The sequence below is a fragment of the Streptomyces sp. NPDC022910 genome, from assembly GCF_055561075.1.
Genome location: NZ_JBVHHL010000011.1, coordinates 39,587 through 60,680 on the forward strand (window position 1 = coordinate 39,587; position 21,094 = coordinate 60,680).

The 21,094-nt window shown below is 71.0% G+C and carries 18 protein-coding genes, 1 tRNA gene and 1 pseudogene; 16 read left to right on the top strand and 4 right to left on the bottom strand.

The window, feature by feature from the left end; all coding sequences use genetic code 11:
- Window positions 1-60: 60 nt before the first annotated feature.
- The gene (locus ACZ3TS_RS13455; protein ID WP_467617287.1) at window positions 61-654 is read right to left on the bottom strand and encodes a 5-formyltetrahydrofolate cyclo-ligase; all 594 of its coding nucleotides are present in this window, start codon (window positions 652-654) and stop codon (window positions 61-63) included.
- A 133-nt stretch (window positions 655-787) separates the two neighbouring features.
- Between ACZ3TS_RS13455 and galU the strand changes: the two genes are divergently transcribed.
- The 7 genes from galU (at window position 788) to ACZ3TS_RS13490 (ending at window position 6,885) form a co-directional block, all read left to right on the top strand.
- Complete coding sequence (gene galU / locus ACZ3TS_RS13460; RefSeq protein WP_467617015.1) at window positions 788-1,690, top strand: UTP--glucose-1-phosphate uridylyltransferase GalU; 903 nt, start codon at window positions 788-790, stop codon at window positions 1,688-1,690.
- A 5-nt stretch (window positions 1,691-1,695) separates the two neighbouring features.
- Window positions 1,696-3,018, top strand: coding sequence for a molybdotransferase-like divisome protein Glp (gene glp, locus ACZ3TS_RS13465; protein ID WP_467617017.1), 1,323 nt, complete (start codon window positions 1,696-1,698; stop codon window positions 3,016-3,018).
- 426 nt (window positions 3,019-3,444) lie between these two features.
- Window positions 3,445-3,924 (top strand): cyclic pyranopterin monophosphate synthase MoaC, encoded by a 480-nt coding sequence (gene moaC, locus ACZ3TS_RS13470; protein WP_467617020.1) that lies wholly within the window; start codon window positions 3,445-3,447, stop codon window positions 3,922-3,924.
- Window positions 3,921-4,502, top strand: coding sequence for a MogA/MoaB family molybdenum cofactor biosynthesis protein (locus tag ACZ3TS_RS13475; RefSeq protein ID WP_467617021.1), 582 nt, complete (start codon window positions 3,921-3,923; stop codon window positions 4,500-4,502). Before moaC ends, ACZ3TS_RS13475 begins: the two co-directional genes overlap by 4 nt.
- Before the next feature lie 26 nt (window positions 4,503-4,528).
- Entirely contained in the window at window positions 4,529-5,191 is a 663-nt protein-coding gene (locus ACZ3TS_RS13480) for a GNAT family N-acetyltransferase (protein WP_467617024.1), read from the top strand.
- A 173-nt stretch (window positions 5,192-5,364) separates the two neighbouring features.
- Window positions 5,365-6,711: a divisome protein SepX/GlpR gene (gene sepX, locus ACZ3TS_RS13485; protein ID WP_467617026.1), complete on the top strand. Its 1,347-nt coding sequence runs from the start codon at window positions 5,365-5,367 to the stop codon at window positions 6,709-6,711.
- A gap of 100 nt (window positions 6,712-6,811) precedes the next feature.
- Window positions 6,812-6,885 (top strand) — tRNA-Ala (locus ACZ3TS_RS13490).
- A 751-nt stretch (window positions 6,886-7,636) separates the two neighbouring features.
- On the opposite strand, the gene ACZ3TS_RS13495 is transcribed toward ACZ3TS_RS13490, so the two are convergent.
- On the bottom strand, window positions 7,637-8,113 hold the full coding sequence (locus tag ACZ3TS_RS13495; protein ID WP_467617029.1) for a GNAT family N-acetyltransferase: 477 nt from the start codon (window positions 8,111-8,113) through the stop codon (window positions 7,637-7,639).
- Window positions 8,114-8,181: 68 nt separating this feature from the next.
- On the opposite strand from ACZ3TS_RS13495, the gene ACZ3TS_RS13500 reads away from it, so the two are divergent.
- Entirely contained in the window at window positions 8,182-8,985 is an 804-nt protein-coding gene (locus ACZ3TS_RS13500; protein ID WP_467617031.1) for an exodeoxyribonuclease III, read from the top strand.
- A 5-nt stretch (window positions 8,986-8,990) separates the two neighbouring features.
- On the opposite strand, the gene ACZ3TS_RS13505 is transcribed toward ACZ3TS_RS13500, so the two are convergent.
- The gene (locus tag ACZ3TS_RS13505; RefSeq protein ID WP_467617290.1) at window positions 8,991-9,614 is read right to left on the bottom strand and encodes a MerR family transcriptional regulator; all 624 of its coding nucleotides are present in this window, start codon (window positions 9,612-9,614) and stop codon (window positions 8,991-8,993) included.
- Window positions 9,615-9,778: 164 nt separating this feature from the next.
- Here ACZ3TS_RS13505 and ACZ3TS_RS13510 point away from each other — a divergent pair, with 164 nt between their 5' ends.
- From ACZ3TS_RS13510 to ACZ3TS_RS13525, 4 genes are all read left to right on the top strand, one after another.
- Window positions 9,779-11,314: a flavin-containing monooxygenase gene (locus tag ACZ3TS_RS13510; protein ID WP_467617034.1), complete on the top strand. Its 1,536-nt coding sequence runs from the start codon at window positions 9,779-9,781 to the stop codon at window positions 11,312-11,314.
- Window positions 11,311-12,237 carry an alpha/beta fold hydrolase gene (locus ACZ3TS_RS13515; protein WP_467617036.1) on the top strand — a complete coding sequence of 309 codons (927 nt, stop codon included), beginning with the start codon at window positions 11,311-11,313 and terminating at the stop codon, window positions 12,235-12,237. Before ACZ3TS_RS13510 ends, ACZ3TS_RS13515 begins: the two co-directional genes overlap by 4 nt.
- Entirely contained in the window at window positions 12,234-13,118 is an 885-nt protein-coding gene (locus tag ACZ3TS_RS13520; RefSeq protein WP_467617039.1) for an SDR family oxidoreductase, read from the top strand. The genes ACZ3TS_RS13515 and ACZ3TS_RS13520 overlap by 4 nt, the downstream gene beginning before the upstream one ends.
- A 77-nt stretch (window positions 13,119-13,195) precedes the next feature.
- Complete coding sequence (locus ACZ3TS_RS13525; RefSeq protein ID WP_467617041.1) at window positions 13,196-13,408, top strand: hypothetical protein; 213 nt, start codon at window positions 13,196-13,198, stop codon at window positions 13,406-13,408.
- A 126-nt stretch (window positions 13,409-13,534) separates the two neighbouring features.
- Here the strand turns inward: ACZ3TS_RS13525 and ACZ3TS_RS13530 are convergent, their stop codons facing one another.
- The gene (locus ACZ3TS_RS13530) at window positions 13,535-16,897 is read right to left on the bottom strand and encodes a S41 family peptidase (RefSeq protein ID WP_467617043.1); all 3,363 of its coding nucleotides are present in this window, start codon (window positions 16,895-16,897) and stop codon (window positions 13,535-13,537) included.
- Between the two features lie 258 nt (window positions 16,898-17,155).
- On the opposite strand from ACZ3TS_RS13530, the gene ACZ3TS_RS13535 reads away from it, so the two are divergent.
- The 4 genes and pseudogenes from ACZ3TS_RS13535 to ACZ3TS_RS13550 form a co-directional block, all read left to right on the top strand.
- Complete coding sequence (locus tag ACZ3TS_RS13535) at window positions 17,156-17,749, top strand: TetR/AcrR family transcriptional regulator (protein ID WP_467617292.1); 594 nt, start codon at window positions 17,156-17,158, stop codon at window positions 17,747-17,749.
- A 101-nt stretch (window positions 17,750-17,850) separates the two neighbouring features.
- On the top strand, window positions 17,851-20,076 hold the full coding sequence (locus ACZ3TS_RS13540; RefSeq protein ID WP_467617046.1) for an MMPL family transporter: 2,226 nt from the start codon (window positions 17,851-17,853) through the stop codon (window positions 20,074-20,076).
- A gap of 150 nt (window positions 20,077-20,226) precedes the next feature.
- A complete protein-coding gene (locus ACZ3TS_RS13545) occupies window positions 20,227-20,772 on the top strand; it encodes a YbaK/EbsC family protein (protein WP_467617049.1) in 546 nt (181 codons plus the stop codon).
- Window positions 20,769-20,983 (top strand): annotated as a pseudogene (locus ACZ3TS_RS13550) (EamA family transporter); the annotation flags it as partial. The gene ACZ3TS_RS13545 and the pseudogene ACZ3TS_RS13550, both read left to right, overlap by 4 nt.
- Between the last annotated feature and the right edge of the window lie 111 nt (window positions 20,984-21,094).

Consider the following 21,094-nt stretch of genomic DNA (forward strand, 5'->3'; position numbering starts at 1 on the left):
CCGTGTCGTGAAAGCGGCCCTCCATGCGCGCGTGGAGGGCCGCTTGGCGCTCCGGATCCCTCAGTGCCTGCCGGAGGGCTTGCGAAAGCGGCGCACGCCCGACGGGGTCACCACCGCGTGCACGGGACGGTCGTGCGGCTCCTCGGGGACGTGCTCGACGACCTCCGCGTCGTACAGGAGGACCACCAGCGCGGGATCGGCACCCTCGCGCTCCAGACGGGCCAGTACGCGGTCGTACGAGCCCCCGCCGCGCCCGAGGCGCATGCCCCGGGCGTCGACCGCCAGCCCGGGCAGCAGCACGGCGTCGGCCTGTCCTACGGCCTCCGGGCCCAGGCGTTCGCCCGCGGGCTCCAGGAGGGCCATCCTCCCGCCGTGCCGGACGCGTTCGAGGGAGTCCGGCCCGGCGTAGGCACCCCAGTCGAGGTCGTTGTCCGGGAGGAGTACGGGGAGCAGCACGCGCACGCCCCGCGCGCGCAGTGCGTCCAGGAGCGCCAGGGTGCCGGGTTCGCTCCCCACGGAGACGTACGCGGCCACCGTGCGCGCCTGTGCCAGCTCCGGCAGCTCCAGCGCCCGCTCGGCGAGTGCGGCTGCCGCCTCCCCGACGTCATCCGACGTCAACCTGTCCCTCACCTCGAGGAATCCTCGCCGCAACATACGCTTGCCAGGCTCGGCCTCGTGTTCCATGGGAACCACAGCTCACTGCCCTACCTTCCTTAATGCGCTCATATGAGAGCGAATTGACCGAGGCCACAGATTCCGCACATAGGCACCGGATATGGTGGCGGGCATGACTGAGTCGCACCCCAGGATCACCAAGGCTGTCATTCCCGCAGCAGGCCTCGGCACCCGGTTCCTGCCGGCCACCAAGGCCACCCCCAAGGAGATGCTGCCGGTCGTTGACAAGCCCGCAATCCAGTACGTGGTCGAGGAGGCCGTGTCCGCGGGGCTCGACGACGTCCTGATGATCACCGGCCGCAACAAGCGCCCCCTCGAGGACCACTTCGACCGCAACTACGAGCTCGAGTCGGCCCTCCAGAAGAAGGGTGACGCCGGACGGCTCGCGAAGGTCCAGGAGTCCAGCGACCTCGCCACCATGCACTACGTCCGCCAGGGCGACCCCAGGGGCCTCGGGCACGCCGTCCTGTGCGCCGCCCCGCACGTCGGCCACGAGCCCTTCGCCGTCCTCCTCGGCGACGACCTGATCGACCCGCGCGACCCCCTGCTGGCCCGCATGGTCCAGGTACAGGAACAGCGCGGCGGCAGCGTCATCGCGCTCATGGAGGTCGCGCCGGAGCAGATCCACCTCTACGGGTGTGCGGCCGTGGAGCCCACCGAGGACGGCGACGTCGTCAAGGTGACCGGCCTGGTCGAGAAGCCGGATCCCGCGGACGCCCCGTCGAACTACGCGGTCATCGGCCGCTACGTCCTCGACCCGCACGTCTTCGACATACTGCGCAAGACCGAGCCGGGCCGCGGCGGCGAGATCCAGCTCACCGACGCCCTCCAGCAGCTCGCCGAGGACGAGAAGGTCGGCGGCCCCGTGCACGGCGTCGTCTTCAAGGGCCGCCGCTATGACACCGGGGACCGTGGCGACTACCTGCGTGCCATTGTCAGACTCGCGTGCGAACGTGAAGACCTGGGCCCGGACTTCCGGACCTGGCTTCGCAGTTACGTAGCCGAGGAGATGTAGCGATCTTGAGCCCCGCCGCGACCCGCCCCGCCGGCCAGGACCACCTCTGGTCGGTGGACGAACACCTGGAGGACATCCTCGCTGCCGTCCGCCCCCTGGAACCCATCGAGCTGCAGCTGCTCGACGCCCAGGGCTGTCTCCTGGTCGACGACGTCACGGTGCCGGTCTCCCTGCCGCCGTTCGACAACAGCTCGATGGACGGGTACGCGGTGCGCGTCGCGGATGTCGCGGGTGCGAGCGAGGAGTTCCCGGCCGTCCTCACGGTGGTCGGGGACGTCGCGGCGGGCGCTGCCGACCTGCTCCACGTGGGGCCCGGCGAGGCCGCGCGCATCATGACCGGCGCCCCGCTGCCACCCGGTGCCGAGACCGTCGTCCCCGTCGAGTGGACCGACGGCGGGATGGGCGGCGGCCCCGTCTCCGGGATGCGGGCCCGCAGCCTGTCGCCCGAGGGCGCCACCGGGCAGGTGCGCGTGCACCGCCCGGCCGAGGCACGCGCGCACGTGCGAGAGAAGGGCAGCGACGTGAAGGCCGGCGACCTCGCCCTCGCGGCAGGCACCGTGCTCGGGTCGTCGCAGATCGCACTGCTCGCCGCGATCGGGCGCGGCACGGTACGCGTGCGCCCGCGCCCGCGCGTGGTCGTGCTGTCCACCGGCAGCGAACTCGTCCAGCCCGACGAGGAACTGGCGGTCGGCCAGATCTACGACTCCAACAGCTTCGCCCTCACCGCGGCCGCGCGGGACGCCGGAGCCATCGCCTACCGGGTCGGAGCGGTCGCCGACGACGCCGACACGCTCCGCTCCACCATCGAGGACCAACTCGTCCGCGCCGACCTCGTGGTCACCACCGGAGGGGTGAGCGTGGGGGCGTACGACGTCGTCAAGGAGGCTCTCTCCTCCGTAGGGGACGAGGACGAGCCCGGCAGCGGCGTCGAGTTCCGCAAGCTCGCCATGCAGCCCGGCAAGCCCCAGGGTTTCGGCTCCATCGGCCCCGATCACACCCCACTGCTCGCGCTGCCGGGCAACCCGGTGTCGTCGTATGTCTCCTTCGAACTGTTCGTACGCCCCGCGATCCGCACCCTGATGGGTCTCAAGGACGTGCACCGGCCCCGGGTCAGGGCCGTCCTCCGGACGGACAAGGCGCTGACCTCGCCCGCGGGCCGAAGGCAGTTCCTGCGCGGGAAGTACGCCGACGGCACGGTGACCCCGGTCGGCGGCGCCGGCTCCCATCTGATCGCGGCCCTCGCGCAGGCCGACGCGCTGATCGTCGTCCCCGAGGACGACACGTCCGTCGAGCCGGGTACCGAGGTCGAGGTGGTCCTCCTCGGCTGACCGCCCGAGCCTGTGGCGCCTGGACCCCGCTGGTTCGGTGTCCGGGCCGTGGGGGCCGCCGGGCTGGGCGGCCGTGTCTCCGGGCCTCGCGCGGCGGGGCGTCCCGTGCGGGGACGTCGCCCGGCGCGCGGCCGTTTCCGGGAGATCGCCCTGCGATCTGCCGTCTCCGGGGTGTGGCTCCGGCGGAGTGCCGCGGCCGGGAGCCCTGCCCCGAAGCATGGGGTGCGGGGGATTCCCTCCGTCCGAGTGTCCCGGTTCGGGGGCTTCGCCCGGCCCGGAGCCCATGGGCTGGGGCGTCGGGCCTGGGTCGGCCGTCCGGTCATCGGACCTTGCCAGGCTGATCGCGCCGAGTTGGCGGTACCGTGTCGCGCACAACAGGCCCGCGCGCCGCACCGCGCCGGGCCCGGACCGGGAGCGCCGCAGCACATGAGCACGCAGGACAGACTGACCCACATCGACGACGCGGGGGCCGCCCGCATGGTAGACGTCTCCGGGAAGGACGTGACCGCGCGCACCGCGCGCGCCAGCGGTCGCGTGCTGGTCTCGCCGCGCGTGATCGAGCTCTTGCGTGGCCAGGGCGTTCCCAAGGGCGACGCTCTCGCCACCGCGCGTATCGCGGGCATCATGGGCGCCAAGCGCACACCGGACCTGATCCCCCTGTGCCACCCGTTGTCGGTGTCGGGTGTGAAGCTTGATCTGTCGGTCGCGGACGACGCCGTGGAGATCACGGCCACCGTGAAGACGACCGACCGCACGGGTGTCGAGATGGAGGCGCTCACCGCGGTCAGTGTCGCGGCACTGACCGTGATCGACATGGTCAAGGCGGTCGACAAGGGTGCGGTGATCACGGACGTGCGTGTGGAGGAGAAGACGGGCGGCAAGTCGGGCGACTGGAGCCGGGAATGACGGCACCGGACGGGCCGCCGACCGGCGGCGCCCTGTCGGCACCGTACGCGGCCCTGGTGGTGACCGCCTCCAACCGCGCGGCCGCGGGTGTGTACGAGGACAAGGGCGGGCCTCTGATCGCGGAGGCGCTCATACGGTTCGGCTTCGCGGTCGACGGGCCGTGGGTGGTCCCGGACGGGGAGCCGGTGGAGAGCGCACTGCGGACGGGCTCCCGCGCCGGCTACGACGTGATCGTGACGACCGGAGGCACCGGCGTCTCGCCCACCGACCGCACCCCCGAGGCGACCCGGGCGATGATCGACTACGAGGTGCCGGGCATTCCCGAGGCCATCAGAGCGTTCGGAAGAGAGAAGGTGCCCACGGCGGCGCTCTCCCGGGGGCTCGCCGGGGTCGCCGACGGGACGTTGATCGTGAACCTGCCGGGATCCACCGGCGGGGTGAAGGACGGACTGGCCGTCCTGGAACCCCTGTTGGTCCATGCCGTCGACCAGATCCGCGGCGGTGACCACCCTAGGTCCGACACGGGCGGGCCCCCGGTGGGCGAGGACCGCTCCAGACCGAGTGGGGGTGCGAGCTGAACAGCCCATCCTGGCCCGTCGAGCTGGTGGACGGCGATGTCGTCCTCCGGCCGATAAGGCTGCGCGACCAGCGGGTGTGGCGCGAGGTCAACCGACGCAACCGGGATTGGCTGCGCCCGTGGGAGGCCACTATTCCGCCGCCCACGCCCAGTGGTCCGATCACCCACCGGCCGACCTATCGCCAGATGGTCCGGCATCTGCGCAGCGAGGCCAACGCGGGCCGGATGCTGCCCTTCGTCATCGAGTACCAGGGACGGCTCGTCGGGCAGTTGACGGTGGCCGGGATCACCTGGGGATCGATGTGCTCGGGGCACGTCGGCTACTGGGTGGACGAGGCGGTCGCGGGCCGCGGGGTGATGCCGACAGCCGTGGCGCTCGTGGTCGACCACTGCTTCAGGACCGTCGGGCTGCACCGCATCGAAGTCTGTATTCGCCCGGAGAACGGGCCGAGCCGCCGGGTCGTGGAGAAACTCGGATTCCGCGAGGAGGGGCTGCGGCCGCGTTATCTGCACATCGACGGAGCCTGGCGCGACCATCTCGTCTTCGCGCTCACCGCGGAAGAGGTGCCCGAGGGGTTGCTGGCGCGCTGGCGCCGGGCACGCTCGCAGCAGGCACGCGCGCAGAGTCGGAGTTCCCCCGCGCGGGGCACGAGCACGGATCCCGGCAAGTCGGCGCACCCCGGCAAATAAAAAATGTGTTCGAAATTGATCGGGTGCCGATCGTCCGGGCCCAATGCATTAGCGGTCCCGTTGGCCCGCTGATCGCATCGGTCCCAAAAAAGTTTCGAAATATCAGCCAGATCGTGCGACACACCGGCGCAATTGGCAGATGGCCTCACGCAAACCCCTCTACCGTGTGAGGCGTGAGCAGCAGCGGCCTCATCTACGCAGTCATCGTCGGGGCCTGGGCCGCCTACTTGGTGCCGATGTGGCTCCGTAGGCAGGACGAGCTGAACGAGTCTCGTCCGACGGAACGCTTCAGCACCGCCATCCGGCTGCTGTCCGGACGGGCGGGCATGGAGCGCCGATACGCCAAGGACCTGCGGGCGCGCTCCACCGAACAGGGCGAGCCCAGTGCCCGGCCGGGCGCCGTCACCGATTCGGTGGACGTCCGGGCCTTTGCCATGCCCCCGGGCCAGCAGGCGCGGGCGCGGGTGGAGCCGGCGGGGCCACCGGCCCGGCAGGAGCCGACAGGCCCGGGGGCGTCCAAGTCCGGCACGTCGGCCCGGCAGGAGCCGGGAGGCCCCGGGGCGTCCAAGTCCGGCACGCCGGCCCGGCAGGAGCCGGGAGGCCCCGGGGCGTCCAAGTCCGGCACGCCGGCCCCGTCCCAGGCCGCCGGGGCGCAGCGCACGGCGAAGGGCGCCCCGCCCGCCTCCGAGCCGAAGAGCGCCCGCCCTGCGGCGGGCAAGGGTGTGCCCGCCGCACGGAAGGCTTCCTCGGCGGAGGCCATGGCACGCGCCCGGCGCTTGAAAGTGCTCGCGCGCCGACGGCGCACGACCGTCGTGCTCTTTCTCGCGTTCACGCTCGGCGCGATCGTCGCCGCGGTCGGCGGGCTCGCCTTCCTGTGGGCGCCCGGGGTGCCGGCCGTGCTGCTGAGTGCGTACATCGCGTATCTGCGGGCGCAGGAGCGCAAGCGTTTCACCTACACGATGGACCGGCGGCAGGCCGAGGCGGCTGCGCAGCGGCTGCGGGAGCGGCAGCCTAGGCGGCGGCCGCCGGTCGGCTCCGACGCGGACGAGACGGAGGAGGCACCCGAGCCGGAGAGCGACGCCGGGCTGTCCGCGCTCGCGGCCGACCGCCGGGCGCTCGTCGAGCAGACCGATCACGCGGAGTGGGTGGACCAGCAGCGCGAGAGGGAGCGCAGACCGGCGCACGGCGAGAGCTGGGACCCGGTCCCGGTACCGCTGCCGACGTATGTGACCGCCCCGGTCGCTCCGCGGGCGACGCCGAGCATGGACCTCGGGGCACCGGACGCGTGGAGCTCCGCCCGGTCCAGTGCTGCGGAGGCGGCGGCGCCCGTGTCCGCGGCCGACGCCGAGCCGGATTCCGGGGAAGCAGCGGCGGGGGCCGAGGAGCCGACGGAGTCCGCGGACAGTGACCGCAGCGACGCCCGGCGGGCGGCGTCCGCGCGTCGGTCCCGGGAGCGGGGGCGTACGCCGCTGTTCGACCAGTACGAGGACGGAGAACGGCCCCGGGCCGCCAACGAGTAGCCGCCGGTGAGTCGGCGGCGTCCCACGCTCCTGTCGTTGACCAGGGCGGAACGGATTTCCGGGCAGGCCGATGGGGATGCTAGAGTTTCAGTCGTTGCAAGGGCCTGTGGCGCAGTCCGGTAGCGCACCTCGTTCGCATCGAGGGGGCCAGGGGTTCAAATCCCCTCAGGTCCACGCAGCTCAGAGCCCCGGTCGGTGAACACCGACCGGGGCTCTGACGTGTTGTACAGCAGCGAAGTACAGCAACGACTTTCGATCTTGCTCCCCAAGGTGCTTGCCGAGCTTGCGCAACGCCCGGCGTAGCGGTGGTGAACACGAAGCCGGAGTCCATCCACAGCCCAGCGGCAGCTTGCTTGGCCAACTCCCGTCCCCTGCGGAGCTGGAGATCTGGGGCAGCGGGGGAGTGGCATCTGCAGCGTGATCTCTCCGGCGATCACGTTCGCGTTCTATCAGCTCGTCCGGGTACGGAGCCCCAGCGTCCTTGCGAACCGGGCGAGCGTCTCCTGGGGCCGACCAGCCTTCGATCAGGCATGGGAGATCCGCGGTGGGCTCCGGTGCGGCACCTGCCGATGTCCGGCAGCGAAGCCATCCGCGGTGCTCCCCGCACGTGATGCTGCACGAACCGTCCGACCCCGCACCTTGCCGGCCGCGGACGCCGGCCACGGCCTGCGGGCCCTCGTCGCGCGCACCTGGCCGCGGCCCGTGCCGCATGGCCCGACACACCCGGTTCCGCCGACAGCACGCTGGCCGCGTTGCAACACCTGGATCTTCAGACGCAGCTCGTCGGTCCAGCCCTGCTCACTCCTCACAAAGCAGTGGCCCGAAGGTCATTCGCCCCGGAACCGCTGAATCAGTCGCCTACCGCGAAGAGTTCACGGACGCGGGGCGGCGCACAGGGCCCGGGCGAGGTCCGGCCGGCGGCGTGTTACAGCGTCTTCGCGAAGCACAGGCTGAGTTCGTCGAAGCGGTAGTAGCCGAACTTGGCGCACGGTTCGTAGCCGCTGGAGGTGTAGAGGGCCACGGCCTCCGGCTGCTTGGTGCCCGTCTCCAGGACCATGCGGGTGCGGCCGGCCGCGCGGGCGTCCTCCTCCAGAGCGGCCAGGATGCGGCGCGCCAGGCCGCGGCCGCGCAGCTCCTCTATGACGTACATCCGCTTGAGTTCGGCGTCCCCGTCAAGGTACCCCTCGTGGTTCTTCTCCTGGGTGCGCCAGCCGCCCGTGGCGACGGGACGGTCCTGTGCGTCGTACGCGATCAGGTAGAGCCCGGCGGGCGGCTCGAACATCGCCGGGTTCAAGTGGGTGGCATCGCCCCCGTCGCCGTAGCGCACGTGGTACTCGGCCTGGACCTGGTCGTTGAGCTTGACGGCGTCGGGGTGGTCGAAGGAGACCCGGCGGATATTCATGCTAACCATCGTACATCTATGCAACTTCGGGGACTGGTGCTTTACCAGTGTGCCGGTATGGTTCCCGGGTGCTCACTGTGACCTCCGTGAATGTGAACGGGCTGCGCGCCGCCGCGAAGAAGGGTTTTGTGGAGTGGCTCGCCGGAACCTCCGCCGATGTGCTGTGCCTTCAGGAGGTGCGGGCCGAGCCCGGGCAACTGCCGGAGAGCGTCCGAGCGCCCGAGGGGTGGCATGTCGTCCATGCCCCCGCCGTCGCGAAGGGGCGCGCCGGGGTGTCGCTCTACACGCGGCGCGAGCCTGATCATGTGCGGGTCGGGTTCGGGTCCGCCGAGTTCGACGGCAGCGGGCGATACGTCGAGGCCGATCTGCCCGGGGTCACCGTGGCCAGTCTGTATCTGCCCTCCGGAGAGGTCGGGACCGCGCGGCAGGACGAGAAGGTGCGGTTCATGGCCGAGTTCCTCGGCTACCTGAAGGACCTTCGGGAGCGGGCCGCCGCCGACGGAAGGCAGGTGGTGGTCTGCGGCGACTGGAACATCGCCCACCGCGAGGTCGACCTGAAGAACTGGCGCGGCAACCAGAAGAACTCCGGCTTCCTGCCGGAGGAACGGGAGTGGCTGGGCGGCGTCTTCGACCAGAACCAGGGCGGGTACGTCGATGTCGTCCGTGCTCTGCACCCCGATGCCGAGGGGCCGTACTCGTGGTGGTCGTACCGCGGGCGCGCTTTCGACAACGACACGGGATGGCGTATCGACTACCACGTGGCGACGCCGGGGCTGGCGGCCAAGGCCGTCAAGGGATTCGTGGAGCGGGCGGCCACGCATGCCGAGCGGTGGTCGGACCACGCGCCGGTGACCGTGGTGTACGACCCGTAAAACCGCTACGGCTGCTTCCGCAACCGCCGGTCAAGGGCCAGGGACAGTTCCGCCTCCACGACGCTCTGCGCCAGGGGGCGCAGGCGTTGGGCGTCCTCCGCGGAGCGGTTGTGGGCGGTCATCAGGTCCGCGAAGACGTCCGCCAGGGCCTCCGCGTGTTCGCGGACGCGGCGGGCGGCGGCCAGGACGTCCGCGAGCGGGATGCCCTCGCGGACCAGGGCCGCCGAGACGTCCAGCAGGCGGCGGCTGATGTGGACGATCTCGCCGCGGTCCGTGCCGAGGTAGCCGAGGTCGAGGGCCGCGGCGAGGTTCTCGGGGGTCGCCTCGGCGCCGAACACGTCGGCCAGGGCCTCGGGCGTGAGGCGGACCGGGGTCTCCTCGGTGGGCGCGCCGAGGCCGAGCAGGTCGCCCACGTCCCGCCCGTGGTCGAACGCCTCGGCCAGCTCCGCGATGCCGTTCAGGGTGTGCCCGCGTTCCAGGAGCGCCGAGATCGTGCGCAGTCGGGCCAGGTGTGTGTCGTCGTACCAGGCGATGCGGCCCTCGCGGCGTGGTGGCTGGATCAGTTTGCGCTCGCGGTAGAAACGCAGGGTGCGGACCGTGATGCCGACCTCCTTGGCCAGCTCCTCCATGCGGTACTCGCGCCGCTCCCCGTCGTCTGCCACCCCCGCACCCTACGTCGTACCCCGGGTAACTTTCCTCGTCCGCCCCCTACCCATCGGTACGCACCTGCCCTACTCTCCCATTGCGCCAGTGTTCACTGGCAGGGTCACATCAGGCATGGAGGGGCGTCGGGATGGCCGAGCACGAGCATGTGCCTCATGTACGGGTGGCGGTGGTCGGGTCCGGGTTCGGCGGTCTCGGGGCCGCCGTGCGGTTGCGCCGCGAGGGAGTCACCGACTTCGTCGTCCTGGAGCGGGCCGGCGGCGTCGGCGGCACCTGGCGCGACAACAGTTACCCGGGGTGTGCCTGTGACGTGCCGTCCCATCTCTACTCCTTCTCCTTCGCGCCCAACCCCGACTGGCCGCGCACCTTTTCCGGGCAGGAGCACATCCGCGCCTACCTGGAGCACGTGACGGACGTCTTCCGGCTGCGCCCGCACATCCGCTTCAACTCCGAGGTGAAGCTGATGACTTGGGACACGGAGCAGCTGCACTGGGCGATCGAGACCAGCAGTGGGGCACTCACTGCCGACGTCGTCGTCTCCGCCACCGGGCCGCTGTCCGATCCCAGGATCCCGGACATACCCGGTCTTGACTCCTTTCCCGGCCAGGTCTTCCACTCCGCCCGCTGGGACCATGACTACGACCTGCGCGGAAAGCGGGTCGCAATGGTCGGCACGGGAGCGTCCGCCATCCAGATCGTGCCGTCCATCCAGCCCGACGTCGCGAAGCTCACGCTCTTCCAGCGCACCCCGCCGTGGGTGATGCCGCGCGTCGACCGGGCCATCAGCGGCCTGGAACGCGGGCTGCACCGTGCACTGCCCTTCACCACGCAGCTGCGGCGCGGACTGCTCTGGGGCATCCGGGAGTTGCAGGTCCAGGCGTTCACCAAGCATCCGGAGGAGCTCGGTTTCGTCGAGCAGCTGGCCAAGCGCAATATGGCGCGCGCCATCAAGGACCCGGCCCTGCGCGCCAAGCTCACGCCCGACTACCGCATCGGCTGCAAGCGGATCCTGCTGTCCAGCACCTACTACCCGGCGTTGGCGCAGCCCAATGTGGACGTGGTCGCCAGTGGCCTGAGCGAGGTCCGCGGCTCCACCGTCGTCGCCGCCGACGGCACCGAGGCCGAGGTCGACGCGATCGTCTTCGGTACGGGTTTCCACGTCACCGACATGCCGATCGCCGAGCGGGTCGTCGGTGCCGACGGCCGGACGCTCGCGGAAGTGTGGAGCGAGGGCATGAAATCGCTGCGCGGCGCGACGGCCTCCGGGTTCCCCAACTGGATGACGATCATCGGGCCCAACACGGGGCTCGGCAACTCCTCGATGATCCTGATGATCGAGTCGCAGCTGAACTACATGGCCGACTATCTACGGCAGTTGGAGGTCCTCGGCGGCCGGGTCGCGCTCGACGCCCGGTCGGGTGCCGTCGACGCCTGGAACCACAAGGTGCAGGAACGCATGAAGCGCACGGTGTGGAACACCGGCGGCTGCACCAGCTGGTATCTGGACGCGAGCGGCCGCAACACCACCATCTGGCCCGGTACGACCACGGAGTTCCGGGGCGCGACGCGACGCGTGGACCTGGCGGAGTACGAGGTGGTCCGCGGCCCGGAGGCACCGGTGACGCGCGAGCGTTGCGACGAGACGAAGGTGGAGGCGCGCGCATGAGCCGGCCTGCGCATGTCGTGAGCGGGCCGTACGCACCGCCGGTCCCCGTCCGCGAGCTGACCGTCCGCTCCGCCGACGGCGCCCGGTTGCACGTGGAGGTACACGGACCCGAGGACGCGCCCCCGGTCGTCCTCGCACACGGCTGGACCTGCTCGACCGCCTTCTGGGCCGCGCAGATCCGGGACCTCGCCGCCGACCACCGGGTGATCGCGTACGACCAGCGGGGACACGGGCGCAGCCCCGCGAGCCCCCTGTGCAGCACGGAGGCACTCGCCGACGACCTGGAGGCGGTACTCGCGGCCACGCTCGCACCGGGGGAGAGGGCCGTGGTCGCGGGGCACTCCATGGGCGGGATGACGGTGCTGGCCGCGGCCGCACGCCCCCGCTTCCGGGCGCACACGGCGGCCGTCCTGTTGTGCAGCACCGGAAGTGCACGTCTCGTCGCCGAGGCGCTTGTGGTGCCGCTGCCCGCCGGGCGCGTACGCACCTGGTTCACGGCGCGCGTCCTGGGCTCCCGTGCCCCGCTCGGGCCCGTCACGCCGGCGGCCCGGCGCATCCTCAAGTACGCGACCATGGGCGCCGGTTCGACGCCGGCCATGGTGGAGGCGTGTGCGCGCGTGGTGCACGCCTGCCCCCGTCAGGTGCGCCACGCCTGGTCGCGCGTGCTCGAAGGACTGGATCTGGAAGCGGGCGTAGGGGAGTTGACGGTGCCGACGGAGGTCGTGGTCGGCACGGCGGACCGGCTCACCCCGCCGGTGCACGCACGGGCGCTGGTCGCCGCGCTGCCGCACTGCGTGGGCAGCACGGAGCTGCCGGGCCTGGGCCATATGACACCGGTGGAGGCACCGGAGCTGGTGACCGGGAAGATCCGGGAACTCGTGACCGCCTACGCGGCGGACGCACGGATCGAGGAGGGGGCATGAGCAAGGTGAGCCTGGAGGGACAGGTCGCGGTCGTCACCGGCGCCGCGCGGGGTGTCGGCGAGTTGCTGGCCCGCAAGCTGTCGGCGCGCGGGGCGAAGGTCGCGCTCGTCGGCCTGGAGGCGGACGAGCTCAAACAGGTCTCGGAGCAGCTGTACGGGGACAGCGGCCACTGGTACGCCGACGTCACCGACCACGAGGCGATGACGCGGGTCGCTCGGGGGGTGAAGGAGCGGTTCGGAAAGGTCGACATCGTGGTCGCCAACGCGGGTGTGGCGAACGGCGGTCCGTTCGCCGGCTCCGACCCCGAGGCGTGGCGGCGGGTCATCGAGGTCAATCTGATCGGCTCGGCGGTGACGGCCCGAGCCTTCCTGCCGGTGCTGACGGAGAGCCGGGGTTATCTGCTCCAGATCGCCTCGCTCGCGGCGATCACGCCCGCGCCGATGATGACGGCGTACTGCGCGTCCAAGTCGGGTGTGGAGGCGTACGCGCACAGTCTGCGTGCCGAAGTCGCACACAAGGGCGTACGGGTCGGGGTCGGGTATCTGTCGTGGACCGACACGGACATGGTGCGCGGCGCCGACCGGGACGAGGTGATGCGGGAACTGCGGCAGCGGCTGCCGTGGCCGTCCAACAAGACGTATCCGCTGGGACCGGCGGTGGACCGGATCGTGGCCGGGATCGAGCGGCGGTCGAGCCATGTGTACGGCCAGGCGTGGCTGCGCGGGATGCAGGCCGTGCGCGGGTATCTGCCCGGGATCATCGCGACGGTGGGGCAGCGGGAGATGCGGAGGTTCGAGCCGCGGCTCAAGGGGGTGCGGACGGGGCTGGTGGGGGCCGGCGGAGAGGCCGATGAGCAGCAGCGCGGTACGCTGCGTAACTGATCGAAATGCGTGCTTTGTCCGTGCGTGTCAGTCTGGTCGAGGCCCAATCCCCTCACCCACTACGGGAGTGAACACACATGGGCATGAAGGACCAGTTCCAGGAGAAGTCCGGGCAGGCGAAGCAGCAGGCCAAGCAGAAGGCGGACCAGGCCAAGCAGCAGGCCCAGCAGCGTGGACGGCAGTCCCAGCAGTCCCAGCAGAACCCGCAACGCGGTCGTCAGTCGCAGGACGAGGCGCGGCGGCTGCGGGATGAGGCGGAGGACCGCTTCAACCAGGACTACGACGCCTAGTCACTGCGCTCGGCTTCGGCCGTGAGTGGGGTGCCCTCTTTGAGGGTGCCCCACTTTTCGTGCCACTTTTGGGGGTCCCCACTCTTTGCGTGCTTCCGCTCTGCAGAACGCATGCCCGCAGCGCGATCAACCCGTCGTCCTCGGGGGCAGTTTCGGGCGGATTCGGTCGGGGACTTCCCTGTAGTCCGGGGGAGTCGCCGGTGGGTGGGTGTGGAGGAGGTCCAGGGCCAGTCCCACCGCGTCGTCCAGCTGCCTGTGGCGGCCCTCGGCCCAGTCCAGGGGGGTGCGCAGGATCTCCAGGTCCGGTTCCACGCCCCGGTTCTCGACCGACCAGCCGTACTCCTCGAACCACGCCGCGTTCATCGGGACCGTGATCACCGTGCCGTCGCCCAGGCGGTGGCGGCCCGTCATGCCGACCACGCCGCCCCAGGTGCGCGAGCCCACCACCGGGCCGAGTTCCAGCAGTTTGATGGCCGCCGTGATCATGTCGCCGTCGGAGGACGTCGCCTCGTCGGCCAGCGCCACGATCGGTCCCCTGGGGGCGTTGGAGGTGTACGACACCGGCTGGGCGTTGCGCGTCAGGTCCCAGCCCAGGATCTTGCGCGTCAGCTTCTCGATGACCAGCTCGCTGATGTGGCCGCCCGCGTTGCCGCGCACGTCCACGATGAGCGCGGGCCGGGAGACCTCCATCCGCAGGTCCCGGTTGAACTGCGCCCAGCCCGAACCTCCCATGTCCGGGATGTGCAGGTATCCGCAGCGGCCGCCGCTCAACTCCCGTACGACCTCTCGGCGTTTGGCCACCCAGTCCTGGTAGCGCAACGGCCGCTCGTCGATGAGGGGGATCACGGCCACACGACGGGGGCCGCCCTCCCCTTCCGCCGGGACGAACGTCAGCTCCACCGTCGTGCCGCCCGCCCCCGCCAGCAACGGATACGGCCCTGTCACCGGGTCCACCGGCCGCCCGTCCACATGGGTCAGGACGGCTCCCTCCCGGATCCCCGCGCCCGCCAGCGGCGAGCGCGCCTTCGAGTCCGACGACTCGCCCGGCAGGATCCGTTTGACCACCCAGCTTCCGTCACGGCGGACGAAGTTGGCGCCCAGCAGGCCCTGGTAGCGCTGGTAGTGCGCCGGACCCTCGTTGCGCCGGGCCGGCGACACATAGGCGTGCGACGTGCCCAGCTCGCCCAGTACCTCGCGCAGCAGGTCCGCGAACTCGTCCGGCGACGCGACCCGTTCGACCAGCGGGCGGTACTGCGCCAGGATCGCGTCCCAGTCGATCCCGCACATGTCCGGCTCCCAGAAGTACGCCCGGATCAGCCGCCCCGCCTCCGCGTAGGCCTGCCGCCACTCGGCCCCGGGGTCCACCTCGTGCATGATGCGGCGCGCATCGATCCAGACCGTCGTGTCGGTGTCGCCGGACTCCGTCGACGGGACCGCCCGCAGATCGCCCTCGTCGACGACGACGAGCCGTGTGCCGTCCCCGCTCACCGCGAACCAGTCCAGATGGCCGACCAGTTCGGACTTCTTCGCCTTGCTGATGGTGAAGTGTTCCAGGGTCGGGCGGCCGGAGGTGTCGTCCGGGTTCACGAACGTCTCGCCGAGCGCACCCGAGATCGGCCAGCGCAGCCACACCAGCCCGCCGCCCGCGACCGGGCGCAGCTCCGAGTACTTCGATGCCGCGACCGGGAACGGCGTCACCCGGTTCTCCAGTCCCTCGATCTCGACCGTCACCACGCCGTCGCCCTCTTCTTCCTCCAGCGGGTCGAGCCCGCCGGCCGCGGGCCGTCCCTCCGGGTTCAGCGCGAAGGGGGAGGGGGTCGCCGAGGAGAGGGGGGCCAGATACGGGCGGCAGCCGAGCGGGAAGGACAGGTCGCCGGTGTGCACGTCGTACACCGGGTCGAAGCCGCGCCAGGACAGGAACGCCAGGTAGCGCCCGTCCCGGGTGAACACCGGGTTCTCGTCCTCGAAGCGGCCGTTCGTGACGTCGACGATCAGCCGGTCCTTGATCCGGGCCATCTTGATCCGCCGCAGCGACCGGCCTATCCCCGGATGCGACCACGTCAGCCACGCCCCGTCCGGGGAGAAGGCCAGGTCCCGCACCGGCCCGTTGATCGAGCGGATCAGCTCGGTGACCGCACCGTCCGACTCCTCTGGCTTCTCCGACTCCTCTGGCTTCTCCGGCTCCTCTGGCTTCTCCGGCTCCTCCTGCTCGTCCGGCCGCTCCGTCCCCGCGGCGGCGACCGCCTCCTCGGAGACGGTGACCAGCAGCAGCCGCCCGTCGTTCGAGGCGATCGCGAGCCGCTCACCCTGCGGGTCCGCCACCATCTCCAGTACGCGGCCCAGTTCGCCGGAGGCCAGTCGGCGTGGCACGCGGTCGCCCGAGGCACGGGGCAGATACGCGATCTCGATCGCGTCGTCGCCCTCCGCGTCCGTGATGTAGGCGACCTGTGCGCCCACGCCGAGCATGTCCGGAAGCCGGACCCGTACGCCGGGGGTGTCCGTGATCGTCCGGGCGGGGCCGTCCCGGTGCGTGAGCCAGTACAGGCTGCCGCGGACGACGACGGCACTGGCCCGCCCTGTCTCGTCGACCGAGATCCCGTCCACGTGCTGCGCGGCCGGTACCTGGTACGGGCGGCGCCCCGCGCGCGGTCCGCCCAGGCGTATGTCGAGGCGGCGCGGGATCGAGTCGGGGGAGAGGTCGTCGACGATCCACAGGTCGCCCGCGCACTGGTACACCACCCGCATGCCGTCGCTGGAGGCGTGGCGGGCGTAGAAGGCGTCGTGGTCGGTGTGGCGGCGCAGGTCGGTGCCGTCGTACGCGCACGAGTACAGGTTGCCGATGCCCTCATGGTCGGAGAGGAAAGCGATCCGCCCGTCCACGAACATCGGCGAGTCGAGATGGCCTTCGAGGTCGGCTAGCAGCCGCTGCCCGTGCAGCCACAACCGGCCCATGGCGCCACCGCGGTAGCGCTTCCAGGAGGCCGGTTCGTGCGGCGGGGTGCCGGTCAGCAGCAGGGTCTTGTGCTCGCCCTCGATGTCGGCCACGGCGATGTCCGAGACCGGACCCCAGGGCAGCTTGCCGCCGGGGTCGCCGTCGGTGGTGACCTTGTAGGCCCAGGTGAAGTACGAGAAGGGCTCGCCGTGCGAGGCGACGGCGAGGATGTGGCCGTCCGGGGTCCAGCCGCACACGCGCGTGTCGCTGCTGCCCCAGTAGGTGAGCCGTCGGCCGGGGCCGCCGTCCACCGGGGTCAGATGGATCTCCGGGACCAGGCTGCGCCAGCTCGTGTACGCGATGAGCCGTCCGCCGGGCGAGAAGCGCGGATGGCCGATCTTCGTACGGTCGACGGTGAGCCGCCAGGCGCGGCCGGAGCCGTCCACCTGGGCCACCCACAGGTCGTCCTCGGCGGCGAAGCACAGACGGTCGCCGTGCAGATGCGGGAAGCGGAGGTAGCCGGGTGCGTTTTCGAACACATCGCTCGCATCGCTCACCTACCCATGCTTTTCCCGTGGACGGGGCACGGCAACTCGTACGGCCGGGTGGGTTGCGGGCCCGTCCGCCGGTTGAGCGCCGGGCCCGTGATTCAAGACACGTACGAAACGGTTTCGTTTCGCTTGCTCGTCGGGGTATCGTCACTGACGTACGAAACCGTGTCGTTCGGCGTCCTGCGGCTCCGGGCGCGGAGCAGGAAGGTGAGTCAGGTGGCTGAGGCATCCAGGGGCGTGGCGTCAGCCGCTCCGGTGGAGCCGGTGCTTGCACCGGGGCGTCGCAGTCGGATCACCCCCGAACGCGAGGCCGAGTTGTACGAGGCCGTGCTCGACCTGCTCCGGGAGGTCGGCTACGACGCCCTGACGATGGACGCCGTGGCCGCCCGCACGCGGTCCAGCAAGGCGACGCTCTACCGTCAGTGGGGCGGCAAGGCCGAGCTGGTGGTGAAGGCCATCCGGCACGGCAAGCCGGGCCCCGTCGACGCGATCGACACCGGTTCGCTACGGGGCGATCTGCGCGCCCTGTTGGCGCGTGAGGACGACTGCGTCATGGAGCAGAACTCCGCCCTGATGCGGGGCGTCGCCATGGCGATGCACCACAACGACGACCTGCGCCAGGCGTTTCGGGAGCTGCTGATCGAACCCGAGATGGCCGGGTTGCAGCGCGTGCTGCAGCGCGCCATCGACCGGGGCGAGATCCGTGCGGACTGCCCGGCACTGGACTTCCTGGTGCACATGCTGATCGGCGGGTTCGTCACCCGTGCGCTGATCGACGACCAGCCGCCGACACAGGCCTTCCTCAAGTCGTACGTCGACGCCGTGGTCCTCCCCGCCCTCGGCGTGCCCACCACCTGAGCAGTCCCCCGAGCTAGCCCCCTCCTGACGTCACCGCTCACGTCGTCGGGCTGATCACCCCTGCCCTGAATACCCCACGACCTGACCGGGAGTACGCCCTCGTGGCCACATTCCTCTATAAACTCGGCCGGCTCGCCTTCCGGCGCCGGCATTTCGTCGCCCTGATCTGGGTGGCGCTGCTGACGCTCGCGGGCGTCGGCGCAGCCAGTGCCCCCGCAGCGGGCTCCTCGTCCTTCTCCATCCCGGGCACGGAGGCGCAGCAGGCCTTCGACCTGCTGGAACAGCGCTTCCCCGGCATGAGTGCCGACGGGGCCACCGCACGCGTCGTCTTCAAGGCGCCGGGCGGGGAGAAGGTGACCGCCAAGGACAACAAGGCGGTCGTCAAGGAGACGGTCAGGGAGCTGCGTGACGGCTCGGAGGTCACCTCCGTCGCCGACCCGTTCACCGCGCACGCCGTCAGCAAGGACGGCTCGATCGCCTACGCGCAGGTGAAGTACAAAGTCTCCGGCATGGAGCTGCAGGACGCCTCGAAGGACGCTCTGGAACAGGCCGCGCAGCACGCGCGGGACGGCGGGCTGACCGTCGAGATCGGCGGTGACGCGCTGTCGGCGGTACCGGAGACGGGTGCCACGGAGGTCATCGGCATCGCGGTCGCCGCCGTCGTCCTCATCATCACCTTCGGCTCGCTGGTCGCGGCCGGACTGCCCCTGCTCACGGCCCTGATCGGCGTCGGCATCGGCGTCTCCACGATCACGGCGCTGGCGAGCGCGCTGAACCTGGGCTCCACCACCTCGACGCTGGCGATGATGATCGGCCTTGCGGTCGGCATCGACTACGCGCTGTTCATCGTCTCCCGCTACCGGGCCGAGCTGGCCGAGGGCCGCGAGCGCGAGGAGGCGGCGGGCCGCGCGGTCGGCACGGCGGGATCGGCGGTGGTCTTCGCGGGTCTGACGGTCGTGATCGCACTGGTGGGTCTCGCGGTCGTGAACATCCCGATGCTGACGAAGATGGGTGTCGCCGCGGCGGGCACGGTAGCCATCGCGGTCCTGATCGCACTGACGATGATCCCGGCGCTGCTCGGCTACGCGGGCCGCAAGGTCAAGCCGGCGGGCGAGAAGAGCAAGCTGCTGGGCGGCGGCCGGACCGCCGCCAAGAAGGACCGGCCGAACATGGGCACGCGCTGGGCGAGCTTCGTCGTGCGCCGTCCGGTCGCCGTCCTGCTGCTGGGCGTCGTCGGACTCGGTGCCGCGGCCCTTCCGGCGTCGAAGCTGGAGCTGGGCCTGCCGGACGACGGTTCGCAGCCGACGTCAACGACGCAGCGCCGGGCGTACGACCTGCTGTCGGAGGGCTTCGGCCCCGGCTTCAACGGGCCGCTGATGGTCGTGGTCGACGCGAAGGCGAGCGACGATCCGAAGGCGGCGGTCGCGACGGTGACCGACGACATCAAGGGCTTGAAGGACGTCGTGACGGTGACGCCGGCGACCTACAACAAGTCCGGTGACACGGCGACGATCACCGTCATCCCCGGTTCCAAGCCTTCCTCCACCACGACCGAGGACCTGGTGCACGGCATCCGTGACGCAGGTGTCGGCATCAAGGCGGACACGGGCGCGGAGCTGCTGGTCACGGGTTCGACGGCGATGAACATCGACGTGTCGCAGAAGCTGAACGACGCGCTGGTCCCGTATCTGGCGCTGGTCGTGGGCCTCGCCTTCCTCCTCCTGATCGTGGTCTTCCGTTCGATCCTGGTCCCGCTGAAGGCGGCGCTCGGCTTCCTGCTCTCGGTGATGGCGGCGCTCGGCGCGGTGGTCGCGGTGTTCCAGTGGGGCTGGCTGTCCGGCCTGATGGGGGTCGAGGAGACGGGTCCGATCATGTCGATGATGCCGATCTTCATGGTGGGCGTCGTCTTCGGCCTGGCGATGGACTACGAGGTCTTCCTCGTGACCCGGATGCGCGAGGCGTATGTCCACGGGGAGACCCCGGGTCAGGCGATCGTGACCGGCTTCCGGCACGGCGCGCGGGTCGTCACCGCGGCCGCCGTCATCATGATCGCCGTCTTCTCCGGCTTCATCGGCTCCAGCGAGTCCATGATCAAGATGATCGGCTTCGGTCTCGCGATCGCGGTCTTCTTCGACGCGTTCGTGGTGCGGATGGCGCTCGTCCCGGCGGTCCTCGCGCTGCTGGGCCGGAAGGCCTGGTGGCTTCCGAAGTGGTTGGACCGTGCCTTGCCGAACGTGGACGTGGAGGGTGAGGGGCTGCGTGCGCAGGCCGGTGGTGGCCGCAGGGACCCGGACGCGGATCAGGACCGGGAGCTGGTAGGGGTCTGAGGCCCGCTTCACGGATGCGGATTGCCGTGCCATCGCGGCGAGGTGGCGCGGCAGTCGGCGTACGGCCGTAGGGGCGGCCCCTGTCCGCCGGTGCCGGCGGCGGACGGAATTCATTCGTGACCCACGTGACCGGCGGCTAGCCTGCCGTTCATGACGACGACCGACGCTGAGAATGCCGGAGCTCATCCACGGTTCGCCGAGGCCCTCGAAGAGCTCGGGCTCGGTGAGCTCCACGGACGGATCCGGCGATTCCCGGACGCCACCCGTACCGCCGCCGAGGCCGCCGCCGCGATCGGGTGCGACCTCGGTCAGATCTGCAAGTCGTTGATCTTCGCGGCATGGGGGTCCCCGCAGCTGGAGCAGAGCGTAGGGCTCGGGGGAGGGGTGCCCGTCGTCGTCCTCATGGACGGGGCGTCCCGGGTGGACGTGGAGCGCGTCCGGGAGGAACTGGGCGCCGAGAAGGTGACCCGAGCCAAGGCCGACGTCGTGCGGGAGACCACCGGGTACGCGATCGGCGGAGTGCCGCCCTTCGGGCACCGTACGAAGACACGCGTGCTCGCCGACCGCTCGCTGCTCGCCCACGACACGGTGTGGGCCGCGGCGGGCACCCCGTACACCGTGTTCCCGATGGACCCGAGGACGTTGATCGCCCACGCGGGCGGTACGCTGGTGGATGTGCGCGAGCAGTCCGTGTGACGTCGGCGGTCACCGTGGCGGTGCTGCTCGCCGCGTCACGCACGCCGGCTGGAACGCGATCGCGCACCGCATCACCGACAAGGCGGACGGCTTCACGCTGATCGCGGGCGGTGGGATGCTCATCGGGCTTGCCATGACCACGGTCACGGTCTTTCCCGCGCCGCGCGCGTGGCCGTACCTCTTCGCTCCCGCCGCCATCCACATCGCGTACGGCGGGGCTGGTGGTCGTGGGGACAGTGCTGATGCTGCACGCCGGCGGGCGCTACGGGCCGCCTTGTCCGTGGCGCCGCGGGCGCGCGCCTGAGCGAGCATAGGAAGCGCG

Excerpts from the sequence above, each read along its gene's own strand:
- galU (WP_467617015.1), top strand. The coding sequence starts at position 788 with ATGACTGAGTCGCACCCCAGGATCACCAAGGCTGTCATTCCCGCAGCA.
- ACZ3TS_RS13520 (WP_467617039.1), top strand. The coding sequence starts at position 12,234 with ATGAGCAAGGTGAGCCTGGAGGGACAGGTCGCGGTCGTCACCGGCGCC.
- ACZ3TS_RS13545 (WP_467617049.1), top strand. The coding sequence starts at position 20,227 with ATGACGACGACCGACGCTGAGAATGCCGGAGCTCATCCACGGTTCGCC.
- ACZ3TS_RS13510 (WP_467617034.1), top strand. The coding sequence starts at position 9,779 with ATGGCCGAGCACGAGCATGTGCCTCATGTACGGGTGGCGGTGGTCGGG.
- ACZ3TS_RS13515 (WP_467617036.1), top strand. The coding sequence starts at position 11,311 with ATGAGCCGGCCTGCGCATGTCGTGAGCGGGCCGTACGCACCGCCGGTC.
- moaC (WP_467617020.1), top strand. The coding sequence starts at position 3,445 with ATGAGCACGCAGGACAGACTGACCCACATCGACGACGCGGGGGCCGCC.
- ACZ3TS_RS13495 (WP_467617029.1), bottom strand. The coding sequence starts at position 8,113 with ATGAATATCCGCCGGGTCTCCTTCGACCACCCCGACGCCGTCAAGCTC.
- ACZ3TS_RS13455 (WP_467617287.1), bottom strand. The coding sequence starts at position 654 with ATGTTGCGGCGAGGATTCCTCGAGGTGAGGGACAGGTTGACGTCGGAT.
- ACZ3TS_RS13525 (WP_467617041.1), top strand. The coding sequence starts at position 13,196 with ATGGGCATGAAGGACCAGTTCCAGGAGAAGTCCGGGCAGGCGAAGCAG.
- ACZ3TS_RS13475 (WP_467617021.1), top strand. The coding sequence starts at position 3,921 with ATGACGGCACCGGACGGGCCGCCGACCGGCGGCGCCCTGTCGGCACCG.
- ACZ3TS_RS13505 (WP_467617290.1), bottom strand. The coding sequence starts at position 9,614 with ATGGAGGAGCTGGCCAAGGAGGTCGGCATCACGGTCCGCACCCTGCGT.